Consider the following 15,311-nt stretch of genomic DNA (forward strand, 5'->3'; position numbering starts at 1 on the left):
CATGAGGCGCCGCCGGGGCGTACGGCTGGGCGAGCGGCCCGGGACACGGCGGGCTGCGGGCCCGGCAGGACGCCCGCGGGGGCGTCCTGCCGGGCCGTGCGGCGCGGGGTCCGGGCGCCGCGCGGAAGCCCTAGGCAGGCTGGCCCAGGACGGTGGCCAGCGCCTCGGTGAGGGCGCTCGCGGGGTCCTCCGCCGCGCCGCCGGCGCGCCAGGCGACGTGCTGGTCGGGGCGGACGAGGACGGCGCCCGCGCCGTCCGTCCCGCGCAGCTGCTGCCAGGCGCCGTCGGCGTCGGTCGCGTCGGCGCCCGCGCCGATCCGGACCACCGTCACCGGCACCGCGAGCTTCTCCGAGGCGAGCGCTGCGGCGTCCGCCCAGGCAGCCCCGTCCGGGCCGGTGAGCAGCAGGAAGCCGCCGCCGGCGCCGACCAGGTCCTGCGTGGACACGCGCGCGCCGTCCTGCTCGACCCAGGCGTGCGGCAGCAGGTGCCCGGGGCGGGTGGTGGGCGTGTACGTGTCGCCGAGCGGCGCCGGCATCGGCGGCCGGGTGCCGTCCGGGACGACGGCGCCCTGCATGTAGGCGAAGCCGTTCTCGACGCCGATGGCCTGGCACTCGCCGCGGTGCGTCGCGAAGATCTCCGCGGCCCGGGCGCGCTGGGCGGCACCCATCGGGCTGGGCGCGAAGTAGCCGAAGAAGACCGGCGTGCGGCGCTCCGGCGGCACGTGCGGGCCGATGCCCACGGCGGCGTCGATGACGACCTGGTGGTGCGCGGCGGCGGACATCGCCCAGCCCAGGTTGAACTGGCCGACGGGGCGGCGCTCGGCCTCGTAGGTGTCGAGCAGCGCGTCCGGGGCGTTGCCGGACACGACCGCGGCGAGCTTCCAGGCGAGGTTGTGCACGTCCTGGATGCCGGTGTTCAGGCCCAGACCCACGGCCGGCGGCTGGCGGTGGGCGGCGTCGCCGACCAGGAAGACCCGGCCCTTGCGGTAACTCTCGGCGATGACGGCCTCGACCGTCCAGCTGGTGACCTCGTGCAGCGTCAGCTCCAGCTCGGGCAGCCCGAGGATCTCCCGGATGCGGGCGGTGACCGCCTGCTCGTCGTTGCGGTCCAGCCCCATGAGGGGCAGGTGCAGGCCCCACTCCTCACAGTTCTTGCCCCAGGTCGGGCCCATCTCGATGAGCGCGCTGGACAGGTCGGCGCGGTAGGGGTTGAGGAACCAGGTGATGACGGTCCCCTCGTTCCAGTGCTGCGACAGGTCCGCGGAGAAGTACGCCGTGGTCGCGTCGAAGAGCGCGGGCAGGCCCTCCATCTTCACGCCGAGCGCGGGACCCACCGTGCGGCCGGCGTCGGCGGCGATGACGTAGCCCGCCTTGACGGTCGTGGTCTCGCCGCTCTCGACGGAACGGATCTCGGCGGTGACGCCGCTCCCGGCGCCGTCCTCGTCCTGGACCAGCGACACCAGCTCGTGCCCGAACAGGATCCGGTCGGGGTTGCGCGCCTCGGCGTGCCTGCGCAGGATCGGCTCCAGCCGCAGCTGGGGCAGCTTGACGGGCAGGACGGGGCCTGCGGCCTCGTACGACTCGCGCAGCGCGCCGCCGCCGAAGGCGTCCATCTCGTGGATCACCTTGCCGTCCAGCGGGCCCTGGCCGGTCAGGGTGGTCTGCCAGCGGACCTTGCCGAACTGCTCCGGCGAGGCGCCGATCTCCAGGACGTCGTCCGCCAGGCCGTGCTGCCGGAAGATCTCCATGGTGCGCTGGTTGATGTAATGCGCCTTCGGCAGGCGCGAGGTGTCCGCGCGGCGCTCCACCAGCAGATGGCCCACGCCGTGGTCGGACAGGAAGACGGAGGCGGACAGGCCGGAGCCGCCGCCACCCACGATCAGTACCGGAACTTCTACGGTGGCCAAGAGTTCGTCCTTCCGGAAGTACGGCCCTGGGCGGGCGGAAGCGCGCGGCTGCCGCCGGGGGCCGTGGGAGGTGCGGGAAAACGGGAATTGCCGGGGAGCGGTGGGGACACCCGGAGGGGTGGGAGGGGGCGTGACCGGGGATCACACCGGGTCCTGGAGGGCCCCCTCCGACAGCTGCATGATCTCCGGCACGCCGGAGCCCCAGCGGTAGTAGGACTGGAGCTTGTAGTACTCGCCGTCGGGCTGCGAGGCGACCGCGTAGACGAACTTGGTCGTCGGGTCGGCGGCCCGCACGTGCCGGACGAACAGATCGATCCGCTCGTCGAGTTCGACGGGCAGCGAGGCCGGGTCGGTGGTCGCCACGGCGAAGCTGATCCGCTCGATCTGCGGGTTGTCCCAGCTGAGCGTGACGTAGACGCCGAAGATCTCGCGGCCGAGCCGGAGCATCTGCTCGCTGGGCTCCGCCTGGCCGATCTCGCCCAGCATCGCCTGCAGGGCCTCGGGGGCGATGCCGCCCTCGGGGGGCTCGCCGAAGTAGATGTTGACGGTCCGGTGGCGGTAGTCGATGCCGAGCAGGCCGACGGTGTCGCCCAGGCCGTGCCGCTTGATGAAGTCCAGGCTCGCGCCCAGGCTCGGCGGCATCGAGGGGATGCCGGCGAGCTTCGCGACCTCCTGGAGCTCGGCGCGCGGCAGCACGATCCAGATCTTCTTGAAACCGCCGACGACGCCGAAGTCGATGCCGTAGCCCTCGACCGGGCAGGTGCCGTGGATGTCGGCGAGCAGCCGGGAGACGGGGTGGTCCGTCCTCTCCAGCAGCCCGCTGCCCACGGCGAGGTCGTACGGGTCGGTGTCCTTGGGCACGGTGAACCGGCAGTCCAGCTCGCCGGCCCGGCCCGCTCCGGTCGACACCCGGAACGCGACGACGGCCTGGGCGAGGTCCCCGCCGTACAGGTCCAGGATGCGCTGCACCCTGTCGCGCGGGTAGTCCACTTCCAGGATCCCGGCCGCTTCCTCGATGGCCGAGTGCAGCGCCTTCGCGGCGCTCTCCTGACTCTTCACAGCCGCCTCACTCATGGCGGTCACCATCCATGGGCTCCATGGCGGTCAGCCTCTGCCACGCTTCTTGATCAGGCCTCTTGCGGGACTTGCCATCGGCTTGGCGCGGGTTCGGCAGCAGGTTCGGCACCGGGCTGCGGCGCGGGGTCATCGGGGGAGCTCCTTCCGGGGCAGTGCGGCGGCGTGCAGCAGGACCAGCGGGTGGAAGCGGTAGCGGTCCTCGCCGAGGGCGGGCCCGCCGGGCTCCGACGTCAGCAGGCAGGCGTCGACGAGCTCCTCCAGCGCGTCCTCGGGTTCGGCGAGGCCGATCACCTCGCCGGCCAGCCGGGCGGTGAACGGGCCGCCGCCGACCGCCGCGAGCCACGGCAGGACGGCCGCGGTGGCGGGGCTCAGCCGGGACAGCGCCCGGTTGAGGGAGCGGGCGAGTTCGAGGTCGCCGTAGGAGAGCGCGGCGAGCCGGGTGCGCGGGTCGGCGAGCTGCGCGGCGAGCCGGGCGACGGGCCAGTGCGGGCGGGCGGCGAGCCGGGTGCCGGCGATGCGCACCGCGAGCGGCAGCCCTGCGCAGTAGCGCACCAGGTCGCGGGCGGCGGGCAGTTCGGCGCGGATGCGCTCGGCGCCGACGGTCTCGGCGAGCAGCGCGACCGCGTCCTCGTCGGCGAGCGGTTCCAGCGAGACGGTGGACGTGGCCGGCACGGTCACCAGCCGGCGGCGGCTGGTGACGAGCAGCGCGGTGTCCGTGCCGGCCGGCAGCAGCGGGGTGAGCTGGGCGTCGCTGGAGGCGTCGTCCAGCACCACGAGCAGCCGGGAGGACGCGGTACGGGAGCGGTAGCGGCGCACCAGGTCGTTGAGGTCGCGCCCGGGGCCCTGCCCCGTCTCGCCCAGTGCGGACAGCAGTTCGGCGACGACGTCGGCGGGCGGCCGGGCGGCCCCCTCGGCGTCCTGGAGGTCGGCGTGCACCACGCCGTCCGGGAAGGCCCGGGCGCAGGAGTACGCGACCTCGGCGGCCAGCGCGGTCTTGCCGCTGCCGGGCATGCCGGTGACGAGGGCGGCCCGCAGCCGCGCGGCGGGCCCGGCGGGGCGGCGCAGCAGCAGCGACCTGAGGCGGGCGGCCTCGGTGGTGCGGCCGGTCACGGCACCGTCCCGGACGGGCAGCACCACCAGCGGCCGGCGCTGCGCGGTGCTGCTGCCGCCCTCGCCGCGCAGGATGCGCAGGTAGGCGCGGCTGAGCTGCTGGCCGGGCACCACGCCGAGCTGCTCGTCGAGGATGCGGCGGCCCTCGCCGTAGACCTGGACGGCCTCGGCCTGCCGGTCGGAGCGGTGCAGCGCGGTGATGAGGTGGGCGCGGAGGTTCTCCTCCATGGGGAAGCGGGCCACCAGGGACAGCAGTTCGGGCACCAGCGAGCGGTGCCGGCCGAGTGCCAGGTCGGCCTGGATACGGCGTTCCAGCGCCTCGGCGCGGAGGAATTCCAGCCGCGGCCGCTCGGACTGGAGCAGGTGCTCGGTGACGTTGTCCAGGGCGTGCCCGCTCCAGCAGCCGAGTGCGCTGCCGAGCAGCCGGCCCGCCTCCTCGTAGCGGTTCTCCTTCAGTGCCCGGCGGCCCATGCGGTCGAGCCGTTCGAAGGAGAAGAGGTCGACTTCGGCGTCGTGGACGTCGAGGACGTATCCCGGGCCTTTACGGGAGATCTGCACCGGCTGCCCGAGGACTTTCCGCAGCCGTGACACGTAGGTGTAGATCTGGGAGTTCGAGGTGGGCGGCGGCGTGTCCCCCCACAATGCGGCGCTCAGCCGGCCGTCGGCGACCAGCGTGCCGCGGGCCAGCAGCAGGACCGCGAGTACGGTGTGGATTTTCGTTCCGGGCAGCGGGACCGCCTCGCCCGCCCTGCTCACGGATACCGGGCCCAGCAAGCGGAATTCGAGCGATCCGTTCGTTCCGCCGCCCCGGTCTGCCTCCGCGATCCCCTCGGCGGGCGCTGCGGCCACGCCTGCGATGTTCGGCACAGTGCATTCCCCATCCCATGGATGTCCCCGTACGAAATTGCCTTCGCAACCTATCCGGCCGTCCTATTACCGCATTATCGAGTCGATTTCGAGTGGCCGAAATCACCGGGAAATCGCACCAAAAGCGAGCCCACCTAAGGTGATCTCAGAAATGCTGCACAGGGGAATTGCTCGAACAACACGGGGAGTCAGTCATGCGCAAGTTCCGCACCGTCGCAGCCGCGTTCGCCAGCTCCGCACTGCTGTTTGTGCCGCTGCTCGTCGCCCTGAACGCCCTGGGTTCCGGCACGGGCACCAACGATCTGCCCTGGACGTGATCCGGCGGCAGGACCGAAAAGACCGGCCCGGGGGAATCAGCAGCCGCTGAGCAGCCGGGCCAGCTCCAGCCCCTCGATGGGGCTGTCGGCGCCGCGGGACTCCAGGACCTCGCGCAGCCGGCCCGCGCGCCGCACCCACACCGGGGCGTTGAGCGAGCGGAATTCCTGCTGGGCCCAAGCCAGGGGCGCGTCCGCGCCCGTTCCGCCGCAGAGGGCTTCGGCGCAGGCGAGGTTGGTGGTGATCCGGGCCTGGAGGAAGCGGTCGTTGACCTCTTCGGCGGCCCGCAGGGCGCGCAGCAGGCTCGCGCGCGCCTTGTGCGGCTCGTTCTGCCGCCACTGCGCCTCGCCGAGCACGCACAGCGCGTGGGCCTCGCCCAGCCGGTCACGCTGGCCGCGGGTGAGGCCCACGACGTCGTGGCACACCCGCTCCGCCTGCTCCGCCTGCCCGGCGCTGAGCAGCGCCTCGGCGAGCCGGTAGAGGTTCTGGGTGCGGCTGCGCAGCGACCCGGCCTCGTAGCTGACCTCGATCGCCTGGTTGCTCAGCTCCACCCCGCGCTCGGGGTTGCCCTGCTCGATCTCGATCTGCGCGAGCAGGCCCAGCGCGTGCGAGAGGCCGGAGGAGTCGCCGGTCTGCCGGAAGAGGACGAGGGACGCCTCGCAGTAGCGCGCGGCCTGGTCCAGCTCGCCGCGGAAGCGGGCGCAGACGGCGAGGTTGCGCCGCACGATGGCGCGGCCCTGGGTGTCGTCGGTCTGCTCCAGCAGGTCCAGGGCGGTCAGCAGCCGCTCGCACGCCTCGTCGTAGCGGCGCTGGTAGATGGCCAGGGTGCCCAGCGAGCGCAGCATGGTGCCGGCGCCGTGGGTGTCGCCGGCGCGCTGCGCGCCCTCCAGGGCGCTGTCGGCGGCCCGGCGCCAGTCCTCCAGGTAGTTGCGGGTCTCGAAGAAGGGCACCGACCCGATCGCCAGGACCCACGCGCGGCCCTCCTGGCCGTCGCGTGCGGCCTGCGCCACGAGCGCACCGAGCGCCTCCCGCTCGCCCTCGAACCACTCGATGGGGTCGGACACCAGCTCGCTCACCGCGCCGCCGGGCAGCTCCTGGATGTGCGCCGGGACGTGCGGGGCGACCTCGCCCTTGCCGTACAGCTGCTCCTGGGCGGCGTAGACGAGCGTGAGCATGGCGGACAGCACGCGGTCCAGCGTCTGCTCGCGCTCCTGCACGCCGTCCTCGGCCAGGCACCGCTCCTGGGCGAACAGCCGCATCAGGTCCGGGATGCGGAAGCGCGTGCCGCCGCCGCGCACCGGGCAGCGCTCCAGCAGCTGCGCACCGGCGAGCTGGTGCAGCAGTTCCTCGGACACCCCAGGGGTGACGCCGAGGACGGGCGCGCCGATCCACGGCGGGAAGTCCGGCACGTCGAGCACGCTCAGCTGCCGGTAGAGGCGGGCGGCCTGCACCGACAGGGCGCGGTAGCTGAGCCACAGGCTGGAGCGCACACCGCTCTCGCCGGGGCTGACGACGTCCAGCCGCTCCCGGCGGTCCTCCATGCGCGCGACCATCCGGCGCAGCGACCACTGGTGGTCGGACAGCAGCCGGGTCGCGACGATGCGCAGGGCGAGCGGTAACCGGTCGCACAGGTCCACCAGGCGCCGCGCGGCCGCGGGTTCGGCCGCCACCCGCTGGTCGCCGATGGTGGCGGCGAGCAGGTTGAGGGACTCGGTCGTGCTCATCCCGTGCAGCTCGATACGGACCGCGGCGACCGCGCCGGCCAGCCCGTTGAAGGGGTCGCGGCTGGTGAAGAGCGCGCGGGCGGGTCCGCGGCCGGGCAGCAGCGGGCGGATCTGCTCCAGCGAGCCGGCGTTGTCCAGGACGATCAGCAGCCGCTTGCCGTCCAGGGTGCTGCGGTAGAGCGCGGCCCGGTCCTGGATGCCCTCGGGGATCGACGCGCCGGGCACGCCGAGCGCGCGCAGCGCCCGGTCGAGGGCGGCCTCGGGGGTGACCCCGCCGTGCGTGCGCAGGCCCTGGAGATCCAGGTAGATCTGCCCGTCGGGGAAGCGCTGGGCGACACGGTCGGCCCAGTGCTGGGCGAGCGCGCTCTTGCCGACGCCGGCGGCGCCGCAGATCGCCGCGATGCGCACCGGCAGGCCGCCGCCGGGCCCGAGCGCGGGCTGCACGAGCCGGCCGAGCAGTTCGAGCTCGGCCTCCCGGCCGACGAACGGCTCGGGCGGCAGCGGCAGTTGGTGCGGTACGGCGGGCGTCGCGGCGGCCGCGGGCGCGGGCGCGGTCTCCGGGGCCGCGGCCACCACGAGGGGCTCGGCCACGGCGGCGGGGGCGGGGGCGGGGGCCGGGGGCCGTACCGGCGCGGGGCCGTCGCCCTCCAGCACGGTGCGGTGCAGCTCCTGGAGTTCGGCGCCCGGCTCGACGCCCAGCTCGGCGATGAGGACGCGGCGCCCCTCGCGATAGCAGCCGAGCGCCTCGGAGCGGCGGCCCGACAGGTGGTAGGCCTGCATGAGGACGGCCCGGGCGTGCTCGCGCAGGGGGTGTTCGGCGACCAGCGGGCCCAGGCTCTCCACGACGGAGCGGTAGCGGCCCTGCTGGAGCTGGACGGCGGCGTACTCCTCGGCCAGGTCGACCTTCAGCTCGGTGAGCCGGCGCACCACCCCGGTCAGGGAGCCGCCGTCCATGCCGTCGAGCACCGGGCCGTCCCACAGCGCGAGGGCGTTCTCGAAGCGGGCCGCGGCCGCGTCGGGGTCGCCCGCCTCGGCTGCCGCCCCCGCGGCGGCAGCCGAGGCGTACAGGTCGACGACATCGACGTAGTGGCCCGCGGTGTGCAGCACGTAGCCGGGCGCCACGGTCTCGATGAGGCCGTCGACGCGGGCCTCGTCGCGGAAGGTCTTGCGCAGGGCGGAGACGCAGATGGCGATCTGGTTGCGCGCGGTGGCCGGGGGGTCGCTGTGCCAGACGGCCTCGGCCAGGGAGTCGACCGATACCACGCGCCCGGGGGTGAGCAGCAGCACGGCCAGAATCGTTCGCTGCCGCGCGCTGCGCAGTTGCAGCGACCTGCCGTCCGCGCTCACTTTGAGCGGGCCCAGCACCTGAAACGATAGCCGGGTCGACACACCGTCCCCTTCCCGAGGCGCACCCGCGCCCCGTCCCCCACGGGAGACATTGCAGAGCCATTCTGCGTACAAGTTTTCGTCTCGACAACACAGTTGAGCCACTTCACGCTACGTGCCGGTCAGCCAACCCGTTCCCTGCGCCTCTTCCAGGAACCATAACTTTCCGTCACCCGATGGCCGGGACCTTTCGGTCAATCGGCCCCCGGCCCGCAGCCGGAGGGCGATCTCCCTGCGCAGCAGCCCGCCCGCCCGGCCGTTGGCCAGGACCACCAGGCCGTTGCCGGTGCGCAGCCGCAGCGTCGAGACGGCGTAGTGGCCGGCCGGCGCCCCCTCGTGCCCGAACTCGGTGTCGGAGCCGAGGACGTCGACCATGGTGCCGAGCCCGTAGAGGTCGTCGGGGCTCGGGGTGAGCATGCGGGCCGCGGTGTCCGGGGTGAGCAGGGCGAGCGGGACACCGTGGGCGGAGCGGCGCACCTCCAGCGCCACCTTGGCCAGGTCGGAGGCGGTCGTCCACAGTTCGGACGCGCCCGGGTCCGTGGCCGGTTCCGTGGCCGGTTCCGTGCCAGGTGCGGTGCCCGCCCCGGTGTCCGGTTCCGCTTGCGTGCCCGCCGCCGCTGCCGACGCGGGCGGCAGTGGGCGGCCCGCCTCGTCGTGGCCGATCCGCGCCGCCGGGGCGCCGGTACGGCCGCCGCTGCGGGGCGGCGGGCCGCCGAAGCAGCTGTCGTCCAGGCCCAGCGGCCCCAGCACCAGGCGCCGCATCAGCAGCCCGAACGGTTCGCCCGTCACCTCCTCCAGCAGCGCCAGCAGCAGGTCCGCGCCGGCCTGGCCGAAGCGGTTGCCCAGCAGGTCCGCGAGGGTCGGGCGGCGGGCGGCGCCGCGCCCGGCGGCGGCGTCCGGCGGGGCGTTCAGGGCCGCGTCCAGGTCGAGCAGCCCCTCGTCCGCCAGCCGCAGCACGCCCAGCGCCGTGACGTGCCGGCTCAGGCCTCCCGCCGGGAAGGCGGTGCGCGGGGTGACCGGCCGGCCCTCCCCGTCGTGGCCCGCGGCCTCGACCGCGACCAGGCCGCCCGCGTCGAGCACCGCCACGGAGGCGCCGGGCACCCGGCAGTCCGCGAGCAGCTCCGCCAGCGGGCGCCCGCCGAACGCGACGTGCCGCCCGCTGCGCGCGGCCCTGCGTGGGGCGTCCAGCAGCGGGCCGCCGGGCCGCGGCAGCGCCGCGAGGTCCACCCGCCCGTCGGCGGCCCGTGGCAGCTCGGCGAGCAGCGCGAGGCTCGCGGGCACCAGGTGGTCCGGCAGCAGCCGCCGGCAGTGCGCGGCCAGCTCCGCCGCGTCCAGGCCCTGCGCGCCGGGGCGCGGCACCACGTAGGCGGCGAGCCGGACGTCGCCGGAAGCCGCCCGCACCCCCACGACGACGGCCTCGTCGACGCACGGGTGGTCGTACAGGGCCTCCTCGGCCTCCGCCGGGTCGGCGCGGTGCCCGCCGATCCACACCTGCCGGTCGGTGCGGCCGAGCGGCTCGGCCTCCCCCGCCGCGGTGCGCCGCACCAGCTGCCCGGTGCGGAACATCCGGGTGCCGGGCGGGCCGTACGGGTCGGGCAGGAAGCGCTCGGCGGTCAGCGCGGCCCGCCCGACGTAGCCGAGGGCCACGCCGGGACCGGCCACGTACAGCTCGCCGACCTCGCCCGGCGGGACCTGCCGCCCGTCGCCGTCGAGCACCCGGATCCGGCTGTCCGCGGCGGGGCGTACGGGGTCGGGACAGCTGCCGTACGACGTCTCGACCGAGCCGTACGCGGGGAGCAGCCGCCCGCGGCCGAGGAATTCGGCGAGCCGCGCCGCGGCAGGCCCCGGCGTGCTGCCGCCGCTCGCGACGACGAACGTGCCGGCCAGCGCCGCGACCACCGCCGGGCCGGACTGCCGGACGAGCAGGTCGAGATGGCTCGGCGTCAGGTGCAGGAAGGCGAAGGGGCCGGCCGCCGCGAGCCATTCCCCCAACTGGGCGAGGTCCAGCGCCCGCGGGGCGAGCACCACCCGCTGCCCGGCCGCGAGCGGGGCCCACAGCCCGGTGGCCGTCATCTCGGAGGCGACCGAGCAGAAGACCGCGGTGCCGCCGCCCCGCGCGCCGGTCAGCTCCCGTCCGGCCCAGGCCACGTGGTCCGCGAGCCCGCGGTGCGTGACGGCGACGGGGTAGGGGCGCCCGGCCACGGTGGGGGCGTGGGCCACCAGCGCGACGTCGTCCGGGTCCGGGGGCCCCTGCGGCTCCGGCGGCTCCGGCGGCTCCGCGGCGGCGTCCGCCGGGGGCGCGGCGAACGCGCCGGTGACCTCGGGGTCGTCGACGTACAGCACGGTGCCGTCGAAGCCGCAGAGGCCGTCCGCCGCGTGGGCGAGTTCGGTGACCAGCACACGGGCCCCGGCGTCGGCGAGCAGCAGCCGCAGCCGGGCCGCCGGGAAGTCCGGGTCCAGCGGTACGCAGCCGGCGCGGGCCTTCCACGCGCCCAGCGTCACGGCGTGCAGATCGGCGCCCCGGCCGAGGAGTACCCCGACCAGGGCGCCGCGCCCCACCCCGCGCGAACGCAGTAAGCGGGCCCACCGGTCGGAGGCGGCGTCCAGCTCCCCGAAGGTGAGGGCGAAGCCGTCCCCCTCCACCGCGACCGCCCCGGGCTCCCGCCGCGCCCACCGCGCGAGCCGCACGGGAAGCGGCTCGGCATCGGGGGCGGCGGCCGCCCCGGGACCACCAAAGGCCGAAGGCCCACCGGCCGCCCCGGGACCACCAAAGGCCGAAGGCCCACCGGCCACCGCGGGACCACCGGAGGCCCAGGGCTCACCGGCCGCCGCGGGCCGCGGGCGTTCCGCCCCCGCGTGCGGGCTCCGCGGCCGCAGGTCCGTCCACACCTCCTGGATGTGCGCGAGGCACCGCTCCCGCGGCCCGGTGGTCCCCTCGGCGTGCCAGCCGGCGGGCAGTTCACGGTCGATCCACCAGATCGAGTGCTGCCCCTCGCCGTTGAGCACGACGCGCCGGTCCGCGGGGTCGGCGGTCTGCTGTTCTGACAAGGTCACTCCTGTCGGATCCGGGGACGCCACCCAGGGGGTGGGCCATGGGCTGGGCCAGGGGGCGGGCCGGGGCGCACGGAGGCGGCCGGACCGGGAGCCGACCCGGTCCGGCCGCGGGGAAGGGCGCCCGGCGCGGGCGGTCAGGGCCGCTCGGACAGCTCGTCCTCCAGCCGGCGGGACAGCTCGACCCTGCGGGTCTTGAGCGTCGCGGTGCGCGGCAGTTCGGCCAGCGGGATCTGGACCGGCTCGGCGAGCTGCGGGTAGGCCGTGGTGGCGGCGCGCCAGCGGTCCATGTCCAGCGGCTCGTCGCGGTGGGTGCACACCACCGGGACGGCCTGGGCGTGCGGGCCGGGCACCACGACGAGCTCGGCCAGCTCCTCCAGCTTGTCGAGGATGTCGTCCTCGACCTCCAGGTTGCTGCCGACGCCCTCGATCGTGTCGAACTCCCGGTCCAGCATGTGCAGGCAGCCGAAGCGGGTGCGGTAGCCGACGTCCCCGGTGCGCCACCAGCCGTCGTGCACGTTCTCGTCGTAGCGGTCCTGCTCGCCGTGGTAGGTCTTGGCGATGCCGTCCCAGCGGACGTCGATGTAGCCGGGGTGCGCCTGCGAGGGCCGCTTGCCGTCCCGGCTCACCACCCGGACCTTCGCGCTGCCCGGCAGCGCGAAGCCCATGCAGCGGCCGTCCATCCGGTGCGCGAACTTCCGGAAGTAGGGGCGCCCGGCGGCCGGGCCGACCTCGCTCTGGCCGTAGATCTGGAAGAACTGCGCCCGCTGCGCGGAGGAGTGCAGCAGCCGCCGCACGGTGCGCGGGTGGATCGCGTCGAAGGTGCTGCTGAAGTACTTGACCGAGGCGAAGGGCTTGCGGCTGTCGTCGGTCAGGCCCTCCCAGGCCAGGAAGGAGTTGGGCAGCGCCTCGACGAGCCAGGGGCGGTGCCGGACGAAGAACTCGGCGACGGCGTCCGGCCTTCCGTCGTTCACCGCGAGCACCGGCATCCCCTTGAGGAAGCACAGCGACAGCGCCGCGAAGGTCCGGGAGTGGCCGAAGGGGATGTGGACGGCGACGGTGCCGCGCTTGCGCATCATGCCGAGCAGGAAGAGCTGCGGGCGCAGCCGGGTGCGCATGGTCCGCGGGGTGTGCACGACGAGCTTGGGCAGCCCGGTGGTGCCCGAGGTGTGGGTGATCATGGCGGGCTCGTCCAGGCCGCGCAACACCGGCTTGACGGGCGTGCCGCCGTCCAGGTCGGCGAGCCGGGTCGCGCCCGGGCCGGTCTCGCCGATCCCGATGACGCCCCGGGTGAGCCCGTCGAGGTCGACGCCGTCCTCGGTCAGCGCGCGTAGCTTGGGCCCGTCGGTGATCAGGTGCGGCCGGTCCAGCCGGGCCATCAGGGCGGACAGCGCCGCGGAGTCCAGGTGGTGGGAGAGCATGACGGGCACGGCGCCGACGCGCTCCACCGCGGTCGCCAGCAGCCACAGGTCGAAGTTGGGGGCCTTGCAGACCACGACGTGGCCGCCGGGGCGCACCCCGGCGGCGGCGAGCCGGTTGGCGAAGTCGGCGGCGTGGCCGGCGAGCCCGGCCACGGTCAGCCGGCGGCCCGCCTCGGGCAGGGCGTCGAGGTCGTGGTCGAGCGTGACCGGCGTGCCGCCGCGGACGAGTGCGGCCCGCTCCGGCACGACGCCGAGGTAGAGGCCGGTCTTGTGCAGGGACTCCTGGTCCGTGGCGCTCCTCGTTCCGGGGTCCAGCTTGTCCAGCAACGTGCTTCCCATCAGATCTCCCTCCGGGCCCGCCTCGTTCCGGTAAGGCAGCGGACGGCGGTTCGGTGTGCTCGGGTGCCGGTGAAGCACAGCGTCCTGCACCGGACTTGGTGCCGAATGTGCGCCCGTGCAGCTCCGTCGCGGCGCTGCGGCCGGGCGGATGTACGGGACCGGGCGGGGGCGGCGTACGACGCTGTACGGCGCCCGGTCAGCGGTCGCGGTAGGCGACCATGTCGGCCAGCTCCTCCAGCCGCAGCCGCCAGCCGGCCGGCAGCGGGGCGTCGGCGAGCGCCCCGTAGGCGTCGGCGACCAGCGCGTCGATCTGCTCCTCGACGTCCGCGCGGACTCCGGAGGCGACCAGCGCGGCGCGCAGCTCGGCCGGGTTCCAGTCGCTGTGCCGGCTGTCGTCGACGAGCCGGGCGACCTGCGGGTCCTTGGCCGCGGCCAGGGCGATCAGCAGGGTCATCTTGTGCTCGTCGAGGTCGAGCCCGGTCGGCTTGCCGGTCGCGGCGGACTCGCCGAACGCGTCGAGCAGGTCGTCGCGCAGCTGGAAGGCCTCGCCGGCCGCGACGCCGTAGGCCTCGAAGACCGCGTCGAGTCCGGGGCGGCCGGCGATGGCCGCGCCGAGCGCGAGCGGGCGGTGGATGGTGTAGCGGCCGGACTTGCAGACGGCGACCCAGCGGGCCAGCCGCGGGTCGGGCTTGACCTCGGCGGCCAGCGCGATGTCCAGCTGCTGGCCGACGATCATCTCGGCGACCAGCTCGTGCCACACCTCCGCGGCGGCGCCGGTCAGGGTGCCCGCGAGCCGGTTGGCGTAGGCGAGCGCCAGGTCCCCGGCGAGCATCGCGACGCCCTCGCCGTACCGGCGGGACTCGCCCGCCCAGCCGCGCAGCGCGTGCACGTCGGTGTACTTGGCGTGGACGGTCGGGACGCCGCGCCTGCTGGGCGAGTTGTCCATGATGTCGTCGTGGATCAGCGCGAAGGCGTGCAGCAGCTCCACGGCGGCGGCCGCGTCGACGACGGTGTCCTCGGTGCCGTCGCCGGAGCCGCCGCCGGCCGCGAGGTAGCCGGTGACGCAGAACAGCGGGCGCAGCCGCTTGCCGCCCGCCGAGACCAGCTCGGCCACGGCCCCCACGGGCACCGCGACGCGGGCGTCCACCTCGCTCCAGCGCGCCGTCTCGGCGCTCAGCAGCTCCTCGATCCGCCGGTCGACACGGGCCAGCAGCTTCTCGCAGGTCTCCTGGTCGCCGACGTCCCGCTGTGCGGTCGCCGCTTCCGTCAGAACTCGTCCCAGGGCGGACGGCATGGTCTCCCCCTCATCCCACCACGTGCTGGATTCCGTACGGGTGCAGTCGTCCGGACGTACTCGACGGACCGCTGACCGGATTCTCGGCAGGCCCGCTTGCAGCGGTCTTCGTGGCGGGTTGGCCCCGGCTTGGCGGGTCCGGCGCCAATCGCGGGACCAGTGGCGGACAAGCTGCGGCGGGGAGGGTCGGCCAGGAGCGGGACCGCGCACGCGGAGCGGTCCGCCGCCCTTTCTCCGCGCGGGCCCGCCCGCATCGAACCCGAGGAAGCGACATCACATGAGCGGTCTCATCCTTCCGCCCGGCCAAGGCCGGAGACTCGTCACGAAGGCGCAGGACGTCACCTTCAAGGCCACCGCCGCGGACGGTTCCGTCGTCTCCGTCTTCGAGGTCGTCGTGCCGCCGGGGTTCGACGTCGGCGCGCACGTCCACGCCAATTCGCAGGAGTTCTTCTACGTCCTGGAGGGCGAGCTGCAGCTGCTCGCGTTCGAGCCGACCGAGCGGACCGAGGACACCTGGCACGGCTGGACGTCCAAGGACGGCGACACCGCGGTCCGCGCGGCCGAGGGCGCCTGCATGTTCGTGCCGCCGAACACCCCGCACGCCTTCCGCAACGCCTCGGACAAGCCGGCCCGGATGCTCTTCCACAACTATCCCTCGCCCGACCACGAGCTGTACTTCGAGGAGATCGTCGAGATCTTCGCGGCGGGCAGGACGGTCGACTCCGGCGCGGTGGAGGCCATGCGCAAGCGCTACGACGTCCAGCAGATCACCCCGCTCCGCTACACCCCGCCCACGGCGTGACGCCACACGAAAGGTCGGC

Annotated in this window: 9 protein-coding genes; 2 read left to right on the forward strand and 7 right to left on the reverse strand. The window is 74.8% G+C overall.

The genetic code is table 11. The annotated features are described in order from the left end of the window. Nucleotides 1-130: 130 nt before the first annotated feature. From IH54_RS0125705 to IH54_RS0125715, 3 genes are all read right to left on the reverse strand, one after another. Nucleotides 131-1,906 (reverse strand): FAD-dependent monooxygenase, encoded by a 1,776-nt coding sequence (locus IH54_RS0125705; RefSeq protein ID WP_031521061.1) that lies wholly within the window; start codon nucleotides 1,904-1,906, stop codon nucleotides 131-133. Between the two features lie 141 nt (nucleotides 1,907-2,047). After that, on the reverse strand, nucleotides 2,048-2,980 hold the full coding sequence (locus IH54_RS0125710) for an aromatic prenyltransferase (RefSeq protein WP_031521063.1): 933 nt from the start codon (nucleotides 2,978-2,980) through the stop codon (nucleotides 2,048-2,050). A gap of 129 nt (nucleotides 2,981-3,109) precedes the next feature. Then, nucleotides 3,110-4,942, reverse strand: a complete 1,833-nt coding sequence (locus tag IH54_RS0125715; RefSeq protein WP_234343835.1) for an AfsR/SARP family transcriptional regulator — start codon at nucleotides 4,940-4,942, stop codon at nucleotides 3,110-3,112. 212 nt (nucleotides 4,943-5,154) lie between these two features. Here IH54_RS0125715 and IH54_RS47775 point away from each other — a divergent pair, with 212 nt between their 5' ends. Continuing rightward, complete coding sequence (locus IH54_RS47775; protein ID WP_267965229.1) at nucleotides 5,155-5,277, forward strand: hypothetical protein; 123 nt, start codon at nucleotides 5,155-5,157, stop codon at nucleotides 5,275-5,277. A gap of 36 nt (nucleotides 5,278-5,313) precedes the next feature. On the opposite strand, the gene IH54_RS0125725 is transcribed toward IH54_RS47775, so the two are convergent. The 4 genes from IH54_RS0125725 to IH54_RS0125740 form a co-directional block, all read right to left on the reverse strand. Further along, on the reverse strand, nucleotides 5,314-8,388 hold the full coding sequence (locus tag IH54_RS0125725; protein WP_052397863.1) for an AfsR/SARP family transcriptional regulator: 3,075 nt from the start codon (nucleotides 8,386-8,388) through the stop codon (nucleotides 5,314-5,316). 108 nt (nucleotides 8,389-8,496) lie between these two features. Next, nucleotides 8,497-11,433 carry an AMP-binding protein gene (locus tag IH54_RS41905; protein ID WP_031521070.1) on the reverse strand — a complete coding sequence of 979 codons (2,937 nt, stop codon included), beginning with the start codon at nucleotides 11,431-11,433 and terminating at the stop codon, nucleotides 8,497-8,499. 140 nt (nucleotides 11,434-11,573) lie between these two features. Further along, a complete protein-coding gene (locus IH54_RS0125735; RefSeq protein ID WP_052397864.1) occupies nucleotides 11,574-13,196 on the reverse strand; it encodes an AMP-binding protein in 1,623 nt (540 codons plus the stop codon). A gap of 196 nt (nucleotides 13,197-13,392) precedes the next feature. Continuing rightward, a complete protein-coding gene (locus IH54_RS0125740) occupies nucleotides 13,393-14,490 on the reverse strand; it encodes a polyprenyl synthetase family protein (RefSeq protein ID WP_078862518.1) in 1,098 nt (365 codons plus the stop codon). 277 nt (nucleotides 14,491-14,767) lie between these two features. Between IH54_RS0125740 and IH54_RS0125745 the strand changes: the two genes are divergently transcribed. Continuing rightward, the gene (locus IH54_RS0125745; protein WP_031521076.1) at nucleotides 14,768-15,292 is read left to right on the forward strand and encodes a cupin domain-containing protein; all 525 of its coding nucleotides are present in this window, start codon (nucleotides 14,768-14,770) and stop codon (nucleotides 15,290-15,292) included. Nucleotides 15,293-15,311: the final 19 nt, after the last annotated feature.

The organism is Streptomyces sp. NRRL F-5123, from assembly GCF_000721495.1.
Taxonomy (GTDB): Bacteria; Actinomycetota; Actinomycetes; order Streptomycetales; family Streptomycetaceae; genus Actinacidiphila.

What these genes read in the sequence shown, in the direction of transcription:
- IH54_RS0125740 (WP_078862518.1), bottom strand. Translation starts at nt 14,490, where the DNA reads ATGCCGTCCGCCCTGGGACGAGTTCTGACGGAAGCGGCGACCGCACAG.
- IH54_RS0125745 (WP_031521076.1), top strand. Translation starts at nt 14,768, where the DNA reads ATGAGCGGTCTCATCCTTCCGCCCGGCCAAGGCCGGAGACTCGTCACG.
- IH54_RS0125735 (WP_052397864.1), bottom strand. Translation starts at nt 13,196, where the DNA reads ATGGGAAGCACGTTGCTGGACAAGCTGGACCCCGGAACGAGGAGCGCC.
- IH54_RS0125710 (WP_031521063.1), bottom strand. Translation starts at nt 2,980, where the DNA reads ATGAGTGAGGCGGCTGTGAAGAGTCAGGAGAGCGCCGCGAAGGCGCTG.
- IH54_RS47775 (WP_267965229.1), top strand. Translation starts at nt 5,155, where the DNA reads ATGCGCAAGTTCCGCACCGTCGCAGCCGCGTTCGCCAGCTCCGCACTG.